Genomic DNA, 19,571 nt, shown 5'->3' on the forward strand with positions numbered 1-19,571 from the left:
TTGCGCACTAATATACGCAAAAATCTCGGCAACACTTGACTAACGCAGCGTTTACGATTGTCTTAGAGCGACGTCCACCTGAAAGGGAAACGGCTGGACGACCGTTTTCGCTCTGGCGAGAAACGGCGGGGAAACAACAAACAAGAAGGTACGAAACATGACGAAACAGCTTTTGACCGGCGTGCTTGGCGCAGCGATCGTGGCGCTCGGCGCAGCGGCTGCTCAGGCCGGAACGCTCGACGACGTCAAAGCCAAGGGCTTCGTCCAGTGCGGCGTCAACGCCAACTTGGCCGGCTTCGGTTCTCAGGACGCCAACGGTAATTTCACCGGCTTCGACGTCGATTATTGCAAGGGCATCGCCGCCGCCGTGTTCGGCGACGCCACCAAGGTGAAATTCACCGCTTTGTCCGCCAAGGATCGCTTCCCGGCCCTGCAGTCCGGCGAAATCGACATTCTGGCGCGCAACACCACCTGGACCGCCAGCCGCGATTCGCAGCTCGGCTTCGATTTCCGCGCTGTGAATTATTATGACGGCCAGGGCTTCATGGTCCGCAAGGACATCGGCGTGAAGAGCGCGCTGGAACTGTCCGGCGCCGCCGTCTGCGTCCAGTCCGGCACCACCACCGAACTCAACCTCGCCGACTATTTCCGCGCCAACAAGCTGGAATACAAGCCGGTCGTGTTCGAAAAGCAGGAAGAAGTCGACGCCGCCTATAACGCCGGCCGTTGCGACGTCTACACCACCGACCAGTCGGGCCTGTATTCGATCCGCCTGTCGCTCGCCAATCCGGCTGATCACGTGATCCTTCCGGAAATCATCTCCAAGGAGCCGCTCGGCCCGGCCGTTCGCCAGAACGACTCCAAGTGGTTCGACGTCGTCTCCTACGTTCACTACGCCATGGTCACCGCTGAAGAATTCGGCATTACCACGGCCAATCTCGATGAGATGACCAAGTCCACCAACCCGGACATCCAGCGCTTCCTCGGCGCCGAAAAGGACCAGACGATCGGCAAGGATCTCGGCCTGGACGAGAAGTGGGCCTATAACGTGGTCAAGGCCGTCGGCAATTACGGCGAATCCTTCGAACGCAATGTCGGCCAGGGCTCGAACCTGAAGATCGCGCGCGGCTTGAACGCCCTGTGGTCGAAGGGCGGCCTGCAATACGCCCCGCCGATCCGCTAAAATCTTCCGGGAGGCGGCAAAGCCGCCTCCCGATTTCGCCTAGAACATAGATGAATAAGCTCCCTGAAGGGAGCGGCGAAAAACGGGGAAAAATGCATGGCAGCAGACGCCACAACGCGCGTCGGGGACGACAGTCCTTCGCAATCGCTTCTCTATAACCCGGAAATCCGCGGTTACTTCTACCAGGCCGTGACGGTTATCGTCGTCATCGCATTCATTTACACCGCCGTGACAAATGCGGCGGAAAATTTGGCTCGCGCCAATATGACGGCGGGCTTCGACTTTCTCGGCAGCCGCGCCGGTTTCGACGTCGGCCAAAGCCTGATCGCCTATACGAGCGACTCGACCTATTTCCGCGCCTTGCTTGTCGGCCTGGTCAACACGCTTATTGTCGCCGTTTTCGGCATAATTACGGCGACCATCGTCGGATTGCTGGTCGGCGTCGGTCGCTTGTCGCAGAACTGGCTGATCGCCAGGCTTTGCACCGTCTATGTCGAAGTGTTCCGCAACATTCCGCCGCTGCTGGTGATTTTCTTCTGGTACAAGCTGGTTCTCGACATCCTGCCGGGTGTGAAGGAATCTTTCGAACTGCCTTTGTCGGTCTATCTGAACAATCGCGGCGTGTTCATGCCGGCTCCGGTGTTCGGCGACGGCTCCGGCCTGATCGTGATCGCCCTGATCCTCGGCATCGCCCTCGCTTTCGGCTTCAGTCGCTGGGCCAAGAGCCAACAGATGGCGACCGGCAAGCAATATCCGACCATCAGCGTGGGCTTTGGCCTGGTCATCGGTCTGCCTTTGCTGGTTTTCCTGGCGCTCGGCGCGCCCCTCACTTTCGACGCGCCCGTGCTCGGCAAGTTCAATCTCAACGGCGGCATGGTCGTGGGACCTGAATTCCTGTCGCTCTATCTGGCGCTGTCTTTCTACACGGCGTCCTTTATCGCCGAAATCGTCCGCGCCGGCATCCGCGGCGTCGCCAAGGGTCAAAGCGAGGCGGCGCAGGCGCTCGGCATTCGTCACGGCTTGACGACGCGTCTGGTGGTGTTGCCGCAGGCGCTCAGGATCATCATTCCGCCGCTGACCTCGCAATATCTCAATCTCACCAAGAATTCGTCGCTCGCCATCGCTGTTGGTTACGCCGATCTCGTGGCGGTCGGCGGCACCATTCTCAACCAGTCCGGCCATTCGATCGAAATCATCGCGATCTGGATGATCTTGTATGTGTCGATCAGTCTGATCACGTCGCTGTTCATGAACTGGTTCAACGCGAAAATGGCATTGGTGGAGCGCTGATATGGCAAATGACTACGCTTACGTCCGCCAGACCTTCCTGACGCCGGAAAAGCCGCCGATCGGCGACGCGACGTCGGCAAGCTGGATACGCCGCAACCTGTTTGCGACGCCGGTCGACTCGATCCTCACGCTCGCGGCGGGAGCGATCATCGTCTGGTTCCTCTATCACGCGCTGGACTGGCTGGTGATCAAGGCGGTGTGGACCGGTTCGGACCGCACCGTTTGCGCCACCCCCGCCCAGGGCGGCATTCAACCCGAAGGCTGGTCCGGCGCCTGCTGGGCCTATGTCGGCAATTACTTCACGCAGTTCATGGTGGGCTCCTATCCGCGCGACCTGCTGTGGAGGCCAATCGTCGTCGCGATCCTGTTCGTCGGCCTCCTTGTGCCGTTCCTGATCCCCAAGGCTCCGTTCAAGGGCTGGAACGCCATCGCCCTTTTGGTCGTCCTGCCGATCGTCGCCTTCGTGCTGCTGCTCGGGGGCTGGTTCGGCCTGACCCATGTCGAAACGGCGCGTTGGGGCGGATTGATGGTCACCCTGATCCTGTCCTTCGTCGGCATCGTCGTGTCGCTGCCGATCGGCATTTTCCTCGCGCTCGGCCGTCGCTCGACGCTGCCGATCGTCAAGGGCTTCTGCGTGTCCTTCATCGAACTGATCCGCGGCGTGCCGCTGATCACCGTTCTGTTCATGGCCAGCGTGCTCCTGCCGCTGTTCCTGGAGCCGGGCGACACGCCGATGGACAAGTTCCTGCGCGCGCTGATCGGCGTCTCGATCTTCGCTTCGGCCTATATGGCGGAAGTCATCCGCGGCGGCCTGCAGGCCATTCCGAAGGGGCAGTATGAAGGGGCGGATTCGCTGGGCCTGAGCTACGGCCAGAAGATCACCTTCGTCATCATGCCGCAGGCGATCAAGCTGGTCATTCCCGGCATCGTCAACACCTTCATCGGCATGTTCAAGGACACCTCGCTCGTGTCGATCATCAATATGTTCGACCTGCTTGGCGTGGTGAAGAACAGCTTTGGCGACACGACCTGGTTGACGCCGGTCACGCCGCTCACGGGTCTGATCTTTGCGGGCTTCGTGTTCTGGCTGTTCTGCTTCGGCATGTCGCGCTATTCCAGCTTCATCGAGCGCCGCCTCGACACTGGACACAAGAGATAAAGGGGAAAACACCATGGCTAATGACGCCGCACAGAAACTGAACGTGTCCTCGACCGATGTCGCCGTCGAACTGATCGGCATGAACAAGTGGTATGGCGAATTCCACGTTCTGCGCGACATCAATCTCAAGGTGATGAAGGGCGAACGCATCGTCATCGCCGGCCCGTCGGGTTCCGGCAAATCCACGATGATCCGCTGCATCAACCGTCTGGAAGAACACCAGAAGGGCACCATCATCGTCGACGGCATCGAACTCACCAACGACCTCAAGCGCATCGACGAAGTGCGCCGCGAGGTCGGCATGGTGTTCCAGCACTTCAACCTGTTTCCGCATCTGACGATCCTGGAAAACTGCACGCTGGCGCCGATCTGGGTTCGCAAGATGCCCAAGAAGCAGGCCGAGGAAATCGCCATGCATTTCCTCACCCGCGTCAAGATCCCCGATCAGGCCCACAAATATCCGGGCCAGCTTTCGGGCGGCCAGCAGCAGCGTGTCGCCATTGCGCGGGCGCTGTGCATGAAGCCGAAGATCATGCTGTTCGATGAGCCGACCTCGGCGCTCGATCCGGAAATGGTCAAGGAAGTGCTCGACACCATGGTCGGTCTCGCCGAGGAAGGCATGACCATGCTCTGCGTCACCCATGAAATGGGCTTTGCCCGCCAGGTCGCCAATCGGGTGATCTTCATGGACCAGGGGCAGATCGTTGAACAGAACGAACCCGGCGCCTTCTTCGACAATCCGCAGCATGAACGCACCAAGCTGTTCCTCAGCCAGATCCTGCACTGAAGATCGATGCCGAAACGCGACAAGAGCCGGCCAAACGCCGGCTCTTTGTCGTTTTTCCTGTTCTGAACCGGATAGATAAAATTCGCACCGAATGAGCGCCGGACAGTTAACCGCATCCATTAGTCGAGTTGAAAATACATTCTGTCATTCTCCGAAATCATCACGGCCAAACCGCGCCGACGTTCGGGGACAACACCATGACAGGAACCGCCAAGACAATCGCGACCGTTTCAGCGACGGGGAATTCCATGATCGACGGCGTGCTCTACGGCTATGCCTGGAGCGGGACCATCACCTACGCCTTCCCGACCAAAGCGACCGATTACAGCTACACGAGCGAATCCAGTCAGAATTTCGCCGCCGCCACCACGCAGCAGAAGAACGCGGCGCTTTTTGCCGTCGAACAATCCTTTGGAACCGCGGCGAATGACGGTTTCGCCATCGAGGGCTTCACCAACGCCACCTTCTCCTCGGCGGCGACCGCATCGGCGACGCTGCGCTTCGCCCAATCGGACGCCCCCTCCACCGCCTATGCCTATATGCCCGGCAACTATGCCCAGGCTGGCGACATGTGGTTCGGCCGCAATTACGACTACACCAACGCGCAGGCGGGAAACTACGCCTGGCACACGGTGCTGCACGAAATCGGCCATGCGCTCGGATTGAAACACGGTCATGAATCGGAAGGCAATTTTGCCGCGCTGCCCGCCGAGTACGATTCGCTCGAATACAGCGTGATGACCTATCGGACCTATGCCGGCGCCGACACCAATGGCTATACCTATTCGAATTGGTCCGCGCCACAGACCTATATGATGGCCGACATCGCCGCGCTCCAACAGATGTACGGCGCAGACTTCACCACCAACAAGACCAACACGACCTACAAATGGTCAGCCGCCAATGGCGACACCTATGTCAACGGCAAGGTCGGCGTCGACGCCGGCGGATCGCTGATCTTCGCGACGATCTGGGACGGCGGCGGAACCGACACTTACGATCTCAAATCTTACTCAACCAATCTGTCCATCGATCTGCGCGCCGGCGGGCATTCGACCTTCAATTCCTCGCAGCTCGCCAGCCTCGGCAATGGCCATTCAGCCAGCGGCAATATCTACAATGCGCTGATGTACAACAACAACACCGGCTCGCTGATCGAAAACGCCATCGGCGGTTCGGGAGCGGACACCATCTATGGCAATGAAGCCAAAAACGTCCTGACCGGCAATGACGGCAACGACACGCTTTACGGCCTGACGGGCGACGATCAGTTGCTCGGCGGCAATGGAGATGATGCGCTTTATCTCGGTGACGGCGCCAATCGCGCCGATGGCGGCGCGGGCAATGACACGATCACGGCCGAAACCGGCAAGGACAACCTCGTTGGCGGTCTTGGCGCCGATACGATCTCATCTGGAACCGGCATTGATACGGTGAATGGCGGCGCTGGAATCGATCGATTGGATGGCGGCGCTGACGCCGACACCCTGACGGGCGGAACGGATGGCGACACCTTCGTCTTCGAAGACAATGATGGTCTCGACAAGATCACCGATTTCCAGAACGGCTTCGACAAGCTGGAACTCGACGGTTTCTCATATAGTTCGACGTCCCAGGTCGTCGCCCTCGCCAAGCAGGTCGGATCGAATGTGGTGCTGACTTTCGATACCGATCAGACGGTCACGCTCGCCAACATCAAGCTTGCCGTCATCGACGCGACGGACTTCCTGCTGGTCGCCTGATCCAACAAAAAAGCGCGCGACCTCGCCGGGCGCGCGCTTTTTTCTGTCCAGTTTCCTGGCGATCAATCAAACTGCCCGAGATCGCGCACCGCGCCGCGATCGGCGCTGGTGGCGAAAGCCGCATAGGCCTTGAGCGCCTTCGACACATTGCGCTTGCGCGTAATGGCCGGCTTCCAGCCCTTGGCGTCCTGATCGATCTTGCGCGCGGCCAGTTCCTCTGCGGAAACGCGCAACTCAATGGTGCGGTTGGGAATGTCGATGTCGATCATGTCGCCTTCGCGCACCAGCCCGATCATGCCGCCATTGGCCGCCTCAGGCGAGGCATGGCCGATGGAGAGACCGGAGGTGCCGCCGGAAAAGCGGCCGTCAGTAATCAGCGCGCAGGCCTTGCCGAGACCCTTCGACTTCAGATAGCTGGTCGGATAGAGCATTTCCTGCATGCCCGGGCCGCCCTTCGGGCCTTCATAACGGATCACGACGACATCGCCGGCCTTCACTTCATTCGAAAGAATGCCCTTCACGGCGGCGTCCTGGCTTTCATAGACCTTGGCGGGGCCGGAGAATTTCAGGATCGATTCGTCGACGCCGGCGGTCTTCACGATGCAGCCGTCGAGCGCCAGGTTGCCCTTGAGCACGGCAAGACCGCCATCCTTGGAGAAAGGATGCTCAACCGAGCGGATGACGCCGTGTTCGCGGTCCATGTCGAGTTCGTCCCAACGCGCCGACTGGCTGAACGCCGTCTGCGTCGGCACGCCGCCGGGCGCCGCGCGGAAGAATTCGCGCACGCTCTCGCTGTTGGTGCGGGTGATGTCCCAACGGTCCAGCGCATCGCCGAGGGTCGCGGCATGCACGGTCGGGCAATCGCGGTTCAACAACCCGCCTTTGTCCAACTCGCCGAGGATCGACATGATGCCGCCGGCGCGGTGGACATCTTCCATATGCACGTCGTTCTTGGCGGGCGCGACCTTGGACAGGCACGGCACCTTGCGCGACAGACGGTCGATATCGTCCATGGTGAAATCGATCCCGCCTTCATGGGCGGCGGCGAGAATATGCAGCACGGTGTTGGTCGAGCCGCCCATGGCGATGTCGAGCGCCATGGCGTTCTCGAAAGCCTGCTTGGAGGCGATCACCCGCGGCAGCACGCTCTCGTCGTCCTGCTCGTAATAGCGGCGGGTGATGTCGACGATCACATGGCCGGCCTCGACGAACAGCCGCTTGCGATCCGAATGCGTCGCCAGCGTCGAGCCATTGCCGGGCAGCGACAAGCCGAGCGCCTCGGTCAGGCAGTTCATCGAATTGGCGGTGAACATGCCAGAGCACGAGCCGCAGGTGGGACAGGCGTTCTGCTCGATGGCGGTCACATCGGCGTCCGACATCTTGTCGTCGGCGGCCGCGACCATGGCGTCGACCAGATCGAGCGCATGCGTCTTGCCGTTGAGCACGACCTTGCCGGCTTCCATCGGTCCGCCCGAAACGAAAACCACCGGTATATTGATCCTCAGCGCCGCCATCAGCATGCCAGGCGTGATCTTGTCGCAATTGGAGATGCAGACCATCGCGTCGGCGCAGTGCGCATTGACCATATATTCGACACTGTCGGCGATCAGCTCGCGCGACGGCAGCGAATAGAGCATGCCGTCATGGCCCATCGCGATGCCGTCATCGACGGCGATGGTGTTGAATTCCTTGGCGACGCCGCCGGCGGCTTCGATCTCGCGCGCCACGAGCTGGCCGAGATCCTTGAGATGCACATGACCCGGCACGAATTGGGTGAAGGAGTTCACAACCGCGATGATCGGCTTGCCGAAATCGCCATCCTTCATGCCGGTGGCGCGCCAAAGACCGCGCGCGCCCGCCATGTTGCGGCCATGGGTGGTTGTTCTCGAACGATAAGCGGGCATGGAAAAGTCCTCGATTGCGACGGCGCGCCATCAGAAGCGGGCCGATCCGGTCGTCAGGGCCGTTAGGTAGATCAATTCTAAAGGCAAGTCACTACCGATCCAAGCGGAAGCGGTACGCTTCCGGGGCAAATTGCCGTGATCGGAAATCCTGCGTTTAGTCGGTGGAGCGACCGATCGTGGCAGACAGTTCGATCGCCTTGCGGCGGTCTTTCTCGTCGACCAAAGAGAACGCTTGCTCCTGCATCGACTGGAGCCAGTCGCGGTCGTGCGGCTTGCAGGTGTCGAGCGCCGCCGTCATATAGGCAAGCCCGCGCACGGTCTGGCCTTCCTGGAACAGCACATTGCCAAACACGCCCATGGCGCCGACATGGCCTTCCTTGCGAGCCCGATTGAGCCATTTCTTGGCCTGGCGGATATTGGGCTCGCCGCCCTCTCCCGTCAGCAGCATCTTGGCGAGGCGGAACTGCGCCTCAGTGTCGCCGAAAGCCGACGCCGCCTGGAAATAGAGTTGCCGCGCCTGGCTGAGATCCGGACGGATCGGGCTCTTGGGAATGCCGCGCTGATAATATTCGGCCAGCGCCATCAGCGCGTTGACGAAGAAGCCGGTGTCGTTGGATCCGGGCTCCACGCCTTGCGAGGCGATCTCCGAATACATCTTGAAGGCTTCGAAATCATTCTTGGTGACCCCGTCGCCATCGGCATACATCGTCGCCAGCGCCCAGCGCGACCCCGTATGGCCCTTCTCGGCCGCATAGCGATAGGCTTCCACCGCGTCCTGCTTGTTGCCCTGCTGATAGGACTTGAAGCCGAACCTGAAAAGATCGAACGGACCCGATTCGGGAGAAACGGCCGCGTTGGGATCCAGCGCCCAAACATAGCCGCCGGAACACAGCGCCAGCGCCGTACCGAGCATCATTCCCTTAAAGCCTGAAAATGCGTAGCGCTGCATGTTTTACTCAGTTGTCCCTTGAAGGACTGCGTTTACCCGCCGGATGTTGAACGAATTACGCAGGCCTGGGCGCCGCCGGCTTTTGCCGCCAACCACCTTCCGCCATCCCGAGAGATTTTCGATTGCGTACGTGTTCATTCCGACCCTATCGCGCGAACATCTACACCCGCGCTTGACTGGCGATATTCGTAGCGCCCGTTTTGTGGCAGGAAATGGACGAGCTTTCCAGACCTCCGGGGCGACGGCAAGAATAACGAAAAAAGTGTTGCTAAATCGTCACAAAATGAGATTGCCGAAAAACAAACGCCGCCCCACGGAACATTCCATGGGACGGCGCGTTTCATTAGGTTTGCCTTCGTCTCAGCCGTCGGAGATCCGCGCCAGCGCCGCCAGCAGACTCGCCTTCTGCTGTTCGAGCTCCGCCAATTTCTCGCGTTCCGCCTCGACCAGTTCCGGCTTGGCGTTGGCGACGAATTTCTCGTTCGACAGCTTGGCGACGATACGATCGATATCGCCTTGCGTCTTGGCGAGCGCCTTGTCGAGCCGCGCCTTTTCGGCGCCAAGATCGATCAGGCTGCCGAGCGGCAGGCAGGCGATCGCCTCGCCGCTGACCACCTGCGCCGAGGCTTTCGGCGCCTCATCGGCGAAGGACACAGTTTCAACGCGGGCCAGCCGCTTGATCGCCGCTTCATTGCGCTCGACACGCTCGCGGGTCAGCGCATTGGCGCCCACCATCACCAGCGGCGCGGTAACGCCCGGCGGCACGTTCATTTCGGAACGCGCCGAACGGATGCCGCCGACCAGATCGACCAGCCAGTTGATTTCCTCCGCCGAGGTGTCGTCCCTGAAAGTCGGAGCCGGCCAGGCGGCGTGGCAGAGAAGGCTGTCGCGCGAGGCGGTATGCTCCCACAATTCCTCGGTCATGAACGGCATGAAGGGATGGAGCAGCTTGTAGGTCTCCTCCAGCACATAGGCAGCACACGCCTGCGCTTCCTTTTTGGCCGCCTCGTCCTCGCCGGAGAACACCGGCTTCAGAAGTTCGAGATACCAGTCGCAGAACTGATTCCAGACAAAGCGGTAAAGCGAGCCCGCCGCCTCGTTGAACTTGAACTGTTCGACGCCGCTGGTCACCTCCGCCACCGTCTTGGCGAATTCGGTGAGAATCCACCTGTTGATGGTCAGCGTCGCCTGTTCCGGCCGGAAATCGGCGTCGCGGCTCACGCCATTCATTTCGGCGAAGCGCGTGGCGTTCCACAGCTTGGTGCCGAAACTGCGATAGCCGGCGATGCGGGCGGGATCGAGTTTCACGTCGCGGCCCTGCGCCGCCATGATGGCGAGCGTGAAACGCAGAGCGTCGGCGCCGTATTCGTCGATCAGGTTGAGCGGATCGATGACATTGCCCTTGGACTTCGACATCTTCTGGCCGTTCTTGTCGCGGACCAGAGCATGCACATAGACGGTGTGGAACGGCTCGACAGGATTGCCGGCCTCGTCCTTCATCAGATGCAGCCCCATCATCATCATCCGGGCGACCCAGAAGAAGATGATGTCAAAGCCGGTCACCAGAACATCGGTCTGGTAATAGCGGTCAAGCTGCGGCGTCTTTTCGGGCCAGCCGAGCGTCGAGAACGGCCAGAGCGCCGAGGAGAACCATGTGTCGAGCACGTCCTCGTCGCGGGTGAGGATCTCGCCCGGCTTCATCTCCTCAAGCTTTTCCTCGACCCAGGCCTTCCAGGGGCCTTCATGGGCGATGTAATGCTGGATGGCGGCGTGCAGCGCCTCTTCCTCGGTCTTCTCGACGAAGACCGTACCGTCAGGGCCATACCAGGCCGGGATCTGGTGACCCCACCACAGCTGGCGCGACACGCACCACGGCTGGATGTTCTCCATCCATTCGAAATAGGTCTTTTCCCAGTTCTTCGGGACAAATTTTGTGCGGCCCTCGCGCACCGAAGCGATCGCCGGCTTGGCCAGCGTCGCGGCGTCGACATACCACTGTTCGGTGAGACGCGGCTCGATCGGCACGCCGCCGCGGTCGCCATGCGGCACCATATGCGTGTGCGGCTCGATCTTCTCGAGCAGTTCCCAGGCCTCGAACATCTCGACGATCTTCTTGCGGGCGGCGAAACGCTCGACGCCGTCGAGCTCCGCGATCAACTGCGCCAGAGCGTCCGTGCGGTTCAGGTCTTCGAGGAAGTCCTCATTGTCGGCGAGCGTGATCTTGCCGTCTGTCGTCATGATGTTGATCATGCGCAGGCCGGCGCGTTTGCCGACTTCGAAGTCGTTGAAGTCATGCGCCGGCGTCATCTTGACGGCGCCCGTGCCGGCTTCTGGATCGGGATATTCATCTGCGACGATCGGGATGCGGCGACCGACGCCTGGCAGCACGACATTCTTGCCAACCAGCGCCTGATAACGCTCATCGGAAGGGTGGACGGCAATGCCGGTGTCGCCCAGATAGGTTTCCGGCCGGGTCGTGGCCACAACGAGATAGTTGCGCGTTTCCCATTCGGTCGGCTTGCCATCTTCGTCGAAGGCAACCGGATGATCATAGGTCAGGCCGTCTTCCAGCGGATAACGCAGATGCCAGAGATTGCCCTTGATCTCGACCTGCTCAACTTCGAGATCCGAGATCGCGGTCAGGAGCTTCGGGTCCCAGTTGACCAGCCGCTTGTCCTTGTAGATCAGCTCTTCTTTATAGAGCCGGACGAACACTTCCAGAACGGCCTCCGACAGGCCCTCGTCCATGGTGAAGCGCTCGCGCGACCAGTCGCAGGAGGCGCCCAGGCGCTTCAACTGGTTGAAGATCATGCCGCCCGATTCGTCTTTCCACTGCCAGACGCGCTCGACGAAAGCCTCGCGGCCCATGTCGCGGCGCGAGGGCTCCTTGCGTTCGGCAAGCTGCCGCTCCACCACCATCTGGGTGGCGATGCCAGCATGGTCCATGCCTGGCTGCCAGAGCACATCCTTGCCGCGCATCCGCTCGAAGCGGATCATAATGTCCTGCAGCGTGTTGTTGAGCGCATGGCCCATATGCAGCGAGCCGGTCACATTCGGCGGCGGGATCACGATGCAGAACGAGTCTTCGCCCGGCTTGGCGTTGGCGCCGGCCGCGAAAGCGTCGGCCTCTTCCCACTTCTTGGCGATCCTGGGTTCGATGGACGCCGAATCATAGGTTTTTTCGAGCATGATGATACCGTATCTGGTCTGAATGTCGGTGTTTCCGTAAAGGCAACGCCGCGTGCAAGTCAATCGCGACAAAACAAAAAGCCGCCCCGTTGGAGCGGCCCTGCATTGGCGCGGGAGGAAGAATCAGCGACGCGGACCGCGCACGACCCGTTCGATTTCCTCGCGCACCAACCGCTCTACGAGCGTCGGCAGGTTGTCGTCGAGCCATTCCTGCAGCATCGGGCGCAGCATTTCCTCAGCGATCTCGTCGAGCGAGCGGCGTTCCGCCTCTTCGAGCGCCGACTGCAGATCCTGGAAGGACTGGGTCACCTTTTCCACGGTCATGGTCGAGACCAACGAGGTGATCGCCGCCATTGGCTCCGGCGTCTTTTCGACATCGACAGTCGCAGCGGCGGACACGTCGGCGACAGTCCGCTCCGGCTCTTCGGCGACGGGCGTTACAGTGATGGCCGCCGCAGCGGCCGGTGTTTCCGGCTCCGCCACGGTGACGGCGATGGAGCTGGCGTAAACAGGCGTTTCGACCACCGGGCTCGATTGGGGGGCGGAAGGCGCTTCGCGCAACGGCGCAACGCCGCGTTCGGAGGCGGCGCGCACGCGGGCGGCGACATCGGCGAGAGACAGCGATTTGACTTCCATGGCCTGCGGCTTGGCCGGCGCCGCCTCATTGGCGGCCACCAGTTGCGGGGCGCGATAGTCGCTGGGCGCGGCCATCATCGCAGGCGCCGGGTCATTGGCGGCAGCCGGCTGCTCATAAATATCGAAAGACCCATCGACCGTCAGCGGCACGTCTTCGAGATCGTCATTGGCCGCCTCGCTCTGGAAACCATCGAGATCGCCCAGCGCGGCAAGGCGCGCTTCGGTGGCCGGCTCGTTGCTTTCGATGATCCGCCGGATGGACGCCAGAATTTCATCCATCGACGGTTCGCGCGCTGCATTCGGCTGAGCCATGGTCATCCTCGATTGTCTTTCCGCATGTTCTCCGCGCTCTCACGCGGCGACGATCAGATTAAAGCATGGCGGCGATTGAAAAAACCGCCGCGAATCAAACAACTATGATCATGCACAGATTTGTTGCGGAGGTAAAACCGTTCAACTCCGCTTTGTCGGGACGCTCAGCGCCCGTCGACCGTGCGAAGGCCGAACCACTTGTCCTTGACCTTGCCGTAATGCTCTTCCGGCTCGTAGCGCGCCACTTTCAATCCGACTGTGTCGATGGTCAGATGACCCATGGCCGCGACCGCGCCAAAACTCGCCACCACGGCGTCGCGATTGGCGCTGGCCAAACCTTCGCGGGCGTTCAGCACGCGCGCCTGATAATCCAGCACGTCGAGCGTGGTGGCCTGGCCGACTTTGCGTTCTTCGAGCACGCCGTCCAGCGCTTGCTGCGCTGCCTGCAGCTGAACATTGCCGGCCTCGATCATCGCCTTGGCGGCGTCGAACTGGGCGATGGCCGCCACGATCGTGCGCTGCACTTCCAGCCGTGTCGAATCAAGCTGGATCTGCTGCTGGCCCAACCGTTCCTTGGCCTGGCGGATTTCACCATATTCCGCGCCGCCCTGATAAATCGGCACATTGATGCGGGCGGTCACCGAAGAAGAATTGTAATTGTTGAGCGTTGACCAGTCGGAATTGCCGCCATTCGCCGACACCTGCCCTTGGACGACCACGCCAGGCAACATCGCCCCCTCGGCGGTCTTGACCTGGAAGCCGGCGGAATCGATGGCGTACATCGCCGCGAGAATAGCGGGATGTTCACGCCAGCCAGTGGCCACGGCGTCGTCGATGGACTTGGGCAAAGTCTTGCTCAACGGCTTGGCCTGACGGATGGCCTTGGGCGTTTCCCCAACGATCTGCACATAGACGGCGCGGCTTTGCTTCAGCTGAAAATCCGCATTCGCAAGCGCGCCCTCGGCCTGGGCGAGTTCCGCCTCGGCCAGGCTCACATCGGTCTTCGTGCCCTCGCCCACGTCGAGACGCGAGGTGGCGGCGTTGACCTGTTCGCGCAAGAAAGCGAGATTCTGCTTGCGGATCGACACGATTTCCTGGTCGCGCGCAATATTGGCGTAAGACTGCGCCGCCGACAAAAGAGTCTGAATTTCCGTGGCTTTGAGATTGGCGCGCTCAGAATACACGGTTGATTCCGCCGACCTGACCCGGTTCAACGTCTGAAAACCGTCGAAAATCTGTTGCGTGACCGTCAATCCCGCCGATTTATTGAAAAAGTCCAGGCCATAATTTTGGGCCTCGGCTATGTCAGAAGCTTCTTTGCCGCTGTAGCGTGTGCTGCTGATCTGCGCGAATCCAGAGACCTGCGGTCGCCAGCCAGCCTTGGCGATGGTGACGCCTTCATCGGTCGCGCGCAACCCGGCGCGGGCGGCGTTGAGGTCTGGATTGTTCTCGTAGGCCTTGGCCATCGCATCGAAAATGCTGTCGGCCCAGGCCGCGCTGGACAAGGCGACAATTGCCGGCGCCATCACAGCAGCCAACAAAGCTCTTCTGAATTTCAACACGGTACCCACCCTGCGCATGACGCCTTCTTTTCGACGCCTTCCGCGACACGTCATGTGCCGTCCGCCGGAGCGCCGAGCGAAGCATGCTTCGCGAGCCGCACTATGCGTATAGAAGTCGCGCGCGGCAACCGATTAACAAAGCTTTAGGACATTCAATCTGTGGACACGTTGCCGCTCGGCAACAAAACGGCGCGTTTCCAAAATAGAAAGGGCGGCCAACGCCGCCCTTGTCGAATATTAGAAAACGAATTCAGCTATCTTTTCGAAACCGGGAAGCTTCCGCACCGAAGTGTTGAAGCCGAAACGCTCCGACACCGCGCGGCCTTCGCTGACGAACACCTTCGCGCTGGACGCCAATCCTTCGCCAAAAACAGCGACGAGCCGACCGCCCTCTTTCAGTTGATCAAACAGCGACTGAGGCAATTCCTCGACCGCGCCGTTGACGAAGATCGCGTCATACGGCCCCTTGGCCGGACAGCCGACGGAAAGCGCGCCGGTCACCAGCGTGACATTGTCGACGCCATCAAGGGCCGCCTTGGCGAATTCGGCGGCCGCCGGCGTTTCCTCGACCGTCACCACGCTTGCGCCCATATGCGCCATCAGGGCCGCAGAATAACCGCTCGCGGCGCCGATCTCCAGCACGCGCTCGCCGGCGCGAAGATCGAGAAGCTGCAGCATCTTGGCGAGCGGCGACGGCTCCATCATGTAACGGCCTTCGCCGACATTGATGTCGGTGTCGATATAAGAGAGCGCCTTGAGGTGCTCTGGCGTGAATTTTTCGCGCGGAACCGCGAGAAACGCCGCGAGCACCGTCCTGGACGTTACGTCCGTCGTGCGAATCTGATTGTCGACCATTTTGGCGCGCTGCGCTGCGTAATCCATTGTCGGAGGCCCCATCGTAAAGCTTTAAGAACCGCTTGCCTGCGAGCGGTATTAGTCCGCCTGCGTCGCGCTTTCAAGCGGGCGCGCGCCGCAACGCAAAAAAGAACCGAAACAACAAACGAAAAAGCCGATCGCGCGGGCGATCGGCTCTCGAGCGGCTATCGCCGCAAATTTGGCTCCTCGGGCCGGATTCGAACCGGCGACCTGTCGATTAACAGTCGAATGCTCTACCGCTGAGCTACCAAGGATCAACACGATACTACAGTCTTCACTTTGCCACTTGCAAAGTTGGCTCCCCGGGCCGGATTCGAACCGGCGACCTGTCGATTAACAGTCGAATGCTCTACCGCTGAGCTACCAGGGAATAACTGCGTCTTCCGCGTCGTTGGGCGGCGTAATACAAACGCTTTCGGGATTTGCCAAGCGATTTTTTCGAATTTCCCAATTTTTCGCAAGGACAAGTCGTCAAACCACTGAGGACCTCGCAAGAGCTTACCTCCCCTAATTTGACGCAAAGAAATCTCGCTCAACTTTTTCCAAATCCGTCTTGCGGATCTCAAACCTTCCTGTTAGAAGCCCGCCAACCGCCGGGATGGTGAAACAAACATCCCTGTTACATGCGCGTCGGCTGTTGAAGCCAGACGTCGCATCACGAGAGGCCTCGTGGCGGAGTGGTGACGCAGAGGACTGCAAATCCTTGTACCCCGGTTCAATTCCGGGCGAGGCCTCCAAAAATACTCCTATGTAATCAATGTTATTCGTTGTGGTGACGGTTTGTCTGCCGCAAATACGCCGCCGCATCGTCTGGAAGTTCCGGCGCGGCCGAAAGCACCACCGCGACATTCTTGCCGCCGCAGCGGCTGCAGACGAGTCGTGGCGCGAGATCAGGCGGAAGCGCGCTCTGATGTTCCCCCAATCGGGCGATTATCGATGGAAGGTCGAGCGGCGCGCTCCAGTGGCAGCCGGGATTGTTGCAATAGGCGTGCAAATGCAGTCCCGCGTCTCGCAAGGCTCCGAGTGTTTTGTGTCTGACGGCGATCAGTTTTTCGCGCATGTCGCCTCCAATCTCAACATGGCGCCCCGGCCTGAAAAAGAAAAGGCGAGTCGCGGCCAAACCCGTCCGCTCACCGCGTTGCGCTTATTTTAATATTCATTTGAAAATGTGAAGATACCGCCGGAATTACGGTCGTGTGGGAGGTTGCCGTTGAAGAATCGCTTTTCGCTGCATCTGGGGCAAATCGAATTCGGGATTCTTCGCGTCAATTCGGCGTCCGCCCCGAAGTTTCTCGCCACCGCGCAAGCGCTTCTCGGCGAATTGGGCCAACAAAGCGAACAGACGCCCGAACTGATTGACGACATCGCCGCGCTCGATCTTACTCTTCGCACGCTGGCGGAATTTGCCGGCGCTTATACTGTGGGTTCGAAGGAGCCGACCTATCTGACCCAGGCGCGCGGCAAGGCGCTGAAGGCGCTGGACGTGCTTCGCGCCCGGCTATCGGCCTCCGGCGCATAATCAGGGCTTGCAGCCTGTGGAACGCCTTGCGCTCCCGGCGCGTTGCGAAGGCAAAGGAGCACGCCCATGAGACCCGATGACGAGCCCGCGCTCGCTCCGAGCGCCGAAAATTCAGCACAGAAAATGAAACGAGTTACCCTCGGAAAGGGCCTGCTCGTGGTTTTTATGGCCTTTGCGGCGTTGATATTCACGCTATACGCCGCAATCCTGGTTTGGGCCGGAATGACGGCAAATTAAGAGCGGTTGATCGCTTTCCTCGATACAAATGCGAATTCGTGGCCATGCACGGAACATTTTCCGTCATACGCCCCTTTAGAGGCATAGACACATCGAAGAGGTGATTATCATGGCTCGTTTATCAATGTCAGCGGCTGCTATCGGAATTGGCGCGATCATGGCCTTTACCAGCATCGTGCCGGTGACCGCCCAGCCGATGCCGCTTCCCCGCCCCCAGGCGGAGACGGGAACGGATCTGGTCCAGGTCCGCGAACAGGGTCGCCGCATCATCCGCCAGCGCCATAACAACTGGCGCGGCCATCGCGGCTATCGCTATCATCGCCATGGCTATCGCCGCCATTCCAATGGATTCTGGTATCCGCTGGCCGCCTTTTCCGCCGGGGCCATCATCGGCGGCGCGATCGCGGCGCCGTCGGTGCGTGTGCGCACAGGCAATCCGCACCGCCGGTGGTGCCGAAATCATTACCGGTCCTATCGCGCCTATGACAACTCGTTTCAGCCCTATAACGGCCCGCGCCGCCAGTGCATGTCGCCATATGGCGGCTGATCAAGATGTGAACAGGGGCCGCGCGAGGCGGCCCCTGTATTGCAAACTCTTCTCGGCTTCTCATTGATCCCAAAGCAAAAACAGCACGTAGATGGACTGGCGGACAATTGGGAAATGACAGAGTGGCTGAGAAAAAAACGGGTCCAGGACCCTCCATCGTCTGGTTTCGCCGCGATTTGCGGCTGAGTGACAACCCGGCTTTGGCCGCCGCCCTGCTGGCAGGCGGCGACGTGATCTGCATCTATATCCGCGAAGATGAGGAGGTTTTCGCCGGCGCGCATGGCGCCGCTCAGGCCTGGTGGCTTCATAATTCACTGGAGAGACTGAGCGCCGACCTCGTCGCGCGCGGCAACCGGCTGTTGCTGCTCACCGGTCATGCGGAAGACGCGCTCGATTCGCTGATCGAAACAACCGGCGCCCGCGCGGTGTTCTGGAACCGGCGCTACGATCTCGCTTCGCGCGACATCGACGCCGCCATCAAGAAAAATCTGAAAGCTCGGGGCCTCGATGCAAGAAGCTTCGACGGGTTCCTGCTGCACGACCCCATGGCCTTGATGACCGGACAGGGAAAGCGATTTTCCGTCTATTCCCCGTTCTGGCGCGCCTTCGAAGCGCAATATCGCCCGATCGACGCCATTCCAGCGCCAGAGCGAATTCCGGCTTGCGCCGGCGCGGCGGAAAGCGAGGACCTCGCGGCATGGAGCCTGTTGCCGAACAAGCCTGATTGGGCCGGCGGCTTTCGAGAGACATGGACTCCCGGAGAAGCCGGCGCCGAAGCCGCTCTCCAGGCGTTTCTCGACGAGGCGGTGAAAGGCTACAAGAAGAATCGCGACATTCCAGGCAAAAAGACCACCTCGCGCCTGTCGCCGCATCTCGCTTTCGGCGAAATCTCGCCGCACCGGATCTGGCGCGCCACCGAAGGGCTGACCGACGCCATCCCCGCCGAGGACATTATTCATTTTCGCAAGGAACTCGTCTGGCGAGAATTTTCCTGGCATCTGCTGTTTCACGTCCCCGATCTGGCGAGCCGCAACCTCAACCGTAAATTCGACGCCTTTCCCTGGGCGGACAATCCCGAGGGCCTTGATCTCTGGACGCGCGGATTGACCGGATATCCGATCGTCGACGCCGGTATGCGCGAACTCTGGCGCACCGGTTGGATGCACAATCGCGTCCGCATGATTGTCGCCTCCTTCCTCATCAAGGACCTGCTTGTGCATTGGACCGAGGGCGAATCCTGGTTCCGGGATACGCTGGTCGATGTCGATCTCGCGAGCAACGCCGCAAGCTGGCAATGGGTGGCGGGTTGCGGCGCCGACGCTGCGCCCTATTTCCGGATTTTCAATCCCGTCAAGCAGGGCGAAACGTTTGATCCCGACGGCGCCTATGTGCGCCAGTATTGCCCGGAACTGGCCCGCCTGCCCGACCGTTATATTCACAGGCCCTGGGAGGCTCCTGCCGATGCGCTGGCCAGCGCTGGCGTGACGCTCGGCGACACCTATCCGAAGCCTGTCGTAGACCATGACCGGGCGCGCAAGGCGGCGCTTGCCGCCTATGCTGAGATCACTGGATCAAACCAGGGGGATGAGCCCCAGCAAGACAATGTTTAGGCTCGACAAGCGACGAATTTTTTGCGGAACTGGGAATTGCGGGACAGGGATAAAAGGGGATCACAACAA

General features: G+C 60.5%; 16 protein-coding genes and 3 tRNA genes. 10 read left to right on the forward strand and 9 right to left on the reverse strand.

What is annotated here, in order from left to right:
- The first annotated feature begins 157 nt into the window (after positions 1 to 157).
- From M2360_RS20190 to M2360_RS20210, 5 genes are all read left to right on the forward strand, one after another.
- Entirely contained in the window at positions 158 to 1,183 is a 1,026-nt protein-coding gene (locus M2360_RS20190) for an amino acid ABC transporter substrate-binding protein (protein ID WP_280777127.1), read from the forward strand.
- Between the two features lie 96 nt (positions 1,184 to 1,279).
- Entirely contained in the window at positions 1,280 to 2,473 is a 1,194-nt protein-coding gene (locus M2360_RS20195) for an amino acid ABC transporter permease (RefSeq protein ID WP_280777129.1), read from the forward strand.
- Between the two features lies 1 nt (position 2,474).
- Positions 2,475 to 3,632, forward strand: coding sequence for an amino acid ABC transporter permease (locus M2360_RS20200; RefSeq protein ID WP_280777130.1), 1,158 nt, complete (start codon positions 2,475 to 2,477; stop codon positions 3,630 to 3,632).
- A 13-nt stretch (positions 3,633 to 3,645) separates the two neighbouring features.
- Positions 3,646 to 4,419: an amino acid ABC transporter ATP-binding protein gene (locus M2360_RS20205; protein WP_280777131.1), complete on the forward strand. Its 774-nt coding sequence runs from the start codon at positions 3,646 to 3,648 to the stop codon at positions 4,417 to 4,419.
- A 197-nt stretch (positions 4,420 to 4,616) separates the two neighbouring features.
- A complete protein-coding gene (locus M2360_RS20210) occupies positions 4,617 to 6,161 on the forward strand; it encodes a M10 family metallopeptidase C-terminal domain-containing protein (RefSeq protein ID WP_280777132.1) in 1,545 nt (514 codons plus the stop codon).
- A 62-nt stretch (positions 6,162 to 6,223) separates the two neighbouring features.
- Here M2360_RS20210 and ilvD read toward each other — a convergent pair whose 3' ends face one another.
- From ilvD to M2360_RS20250, 8 genes are all read right to left on the reverse strand, one after another.
- On the reverse strand, positions 6,224 to 8,065 hold the full coding sequence (gene ilvD / locus M2360_RS20215) for a dihydroxy-acid dehydratase (protein WP_280777134.1): 1,842 nt from the start codon (positions 8,063 to 8,065) through the stop codon (positions 6,224 to 6,226).
- 154 nt (positions 8,066 to 8,219) lie between these two features.
- The gene (gene exoR / locus M2360_RS20220; RefSeq protein ID WP_280777135.1) at positions 8,220 to 9,014 is read right to left on the reverse strand and encodes an exopolysaccharide production regulator ExoR; all 795 of its coding nucleotides are present in this window, start codon (positions 9,012 to 9,014) and stop codon (positions 8,220 to 8,222) included.
- Between the two features lie 360 nt (positions 9,015 to 9,374).
- Positions 9,375 to 12,203, reverse strand: coding sequence for a valine--tRNA ligase (locus M2360_RS20225; RefSeq protein ID WP_280777136.1), 2,829 nt, complete (start codon positions 12,201 to 12,203; stop codon positions 9,375 to 9,377).
- Between the two features lie 123 nt (positions 12,204 to 12,326).
- A complete protein-coding gene (locus M2360_RS20230; protein ID WP_280777137.1) occupies positions 12,327 to 13,151 on the reverse strand; it encodes a DUF2497 domain-containing protein in 825 nt (274 codons plus the stop codon).
- Between the two features lie 164 nt (positions 13,152 to 13,315).
- Positions 13,316 to 14,731 carry a TolC family outer membrane protein gene (locus tag M2360_RS20235; protein WP_280777139.1) on the reverse strand — a complete coding sequence of 472 codons (1,416 nt, stop codon included), beginning with the start codon at positions 14,729 to 14,731 and terminating at the stop codon, positions 13,316 to 13,318.
- Positions 14,732 to 14,950: 219 nt separating this feature from the next.
- Positions 14,951 to 15,595: a protein-L-isoaspartate O-methyltransferase gene (locus M2360_RS20240; RefSeq protein WP_280777140.1), complete on the reverse strand. Its 645-nt coding sequence runs from the start codon at positions 15,593 to 15,595 to the stop codon at positions 14,951 to 14,953.
- A 173-nt stretch (positions 15,596 to 15,768) separates the two neighbouring features.
- A tRNA-Asn gene (locus M2360_RS20245) sits at positions 15,769 to 15,843 on the reverse strand.
- Positions 15,844 to 15,884: 41 nt separating this feature from the next.
- Positions 15,885 to 15,959, reverse strand: a tRNA-Asn gene (locus M2360_RS20250).
- 293 nt (positions 15,960 to 16,252) lie between these two features.
- Here M2360_RS20250 and M2360_RS20255 point away from each other — a divergent pair.
- A tRNA-Cys gene (locus M2360_RS20255) sits at positions 16,253 to 16,326 on the forward strand.
- A 23-nt stretch (positions 16,327 to 16,349) separates the two neighbouring features.
- Here M2360_RS20255 and M2360_RS20260 read toward each other — a convergent pair.
- Complete coding sequence (locus tag M2360_RS20260) at positions 16,350 to 16,649, reverse strand: hypothetical protein (protein WP_280777141.1); 300 nt, start codon at positions 16,647 to 16,649, stop codon at positions 16,350 to 16,352.
- Positions 16,650 to 16,799: 150 nt separating this feature from the next.
- On the opposite strand from M2360_RS20260, the gene M2360_RS20265 reads away from it, so the two are divergent.
- From M2360_RS20265 to M2360_RS20280, 4 genes are all read left to right on the forward strand, one after another.
- Positions 16,800 to 17,108: a hypothetical protein gene (locus M2360_RS20265; protein WP_280777142.1), complete on the forward strand. Its 309-nt coding sequence runs from the start codon at positions 16,800 to 16,802 to the stop codon at positions 17,106 to 17,108.
- A 66-nt stretch (positions 17,109 to 17,174) separates the two neighbouring features.
- Positions 17,175 to 17,345 (forward strand): hypothetical protein, encoded by a 171-nt coding sequence (locus tag M2360_RS20270; RefSeq protein ID WP_280777152.1) that lies wholly within the window; start codon positions 17,175 to 17,177, stop codon positions 17,343 to 17,345.
- A 124-nt stretch (positions 17,346 to 17,469) separates the two neighbouring features.
- Positions 17,470 to 17,892: a BA14K family protein gene (locus tag M2360_RS20275; protein WP_280777215.1), complete on the forward strand. Its 423-nt coding sequence runs from the start codon at positions 17,470 to 17,472 to the stop codon at positions 17,890 to 17,892.
- Between the two features lie 122 nt (positions 17,893 to 18,014).
- A complete protein-coding gene (locus M2360_RS20280) occupies positions 18,015 to 19,502 on the forward strand; it encodes a deoxyribodipyrimidine photo-lyase (RefSeq protein ID WP_280777153.1) in 1,488 nt (495 codons plus the stop codon).
- Positions 19,503 to 19,571 lie beyond the last annotated feature (69 nt).

Source organism: Rhizobium sp. SG_E_25_P2 (assembly GCF_029892285.1).
Taxonomy (GTDB): Bacteria; Pseudomonadota; Alphaproteobacteria; order Rhizobiales; family Rhizobiaceae; genus Rhizobium_E.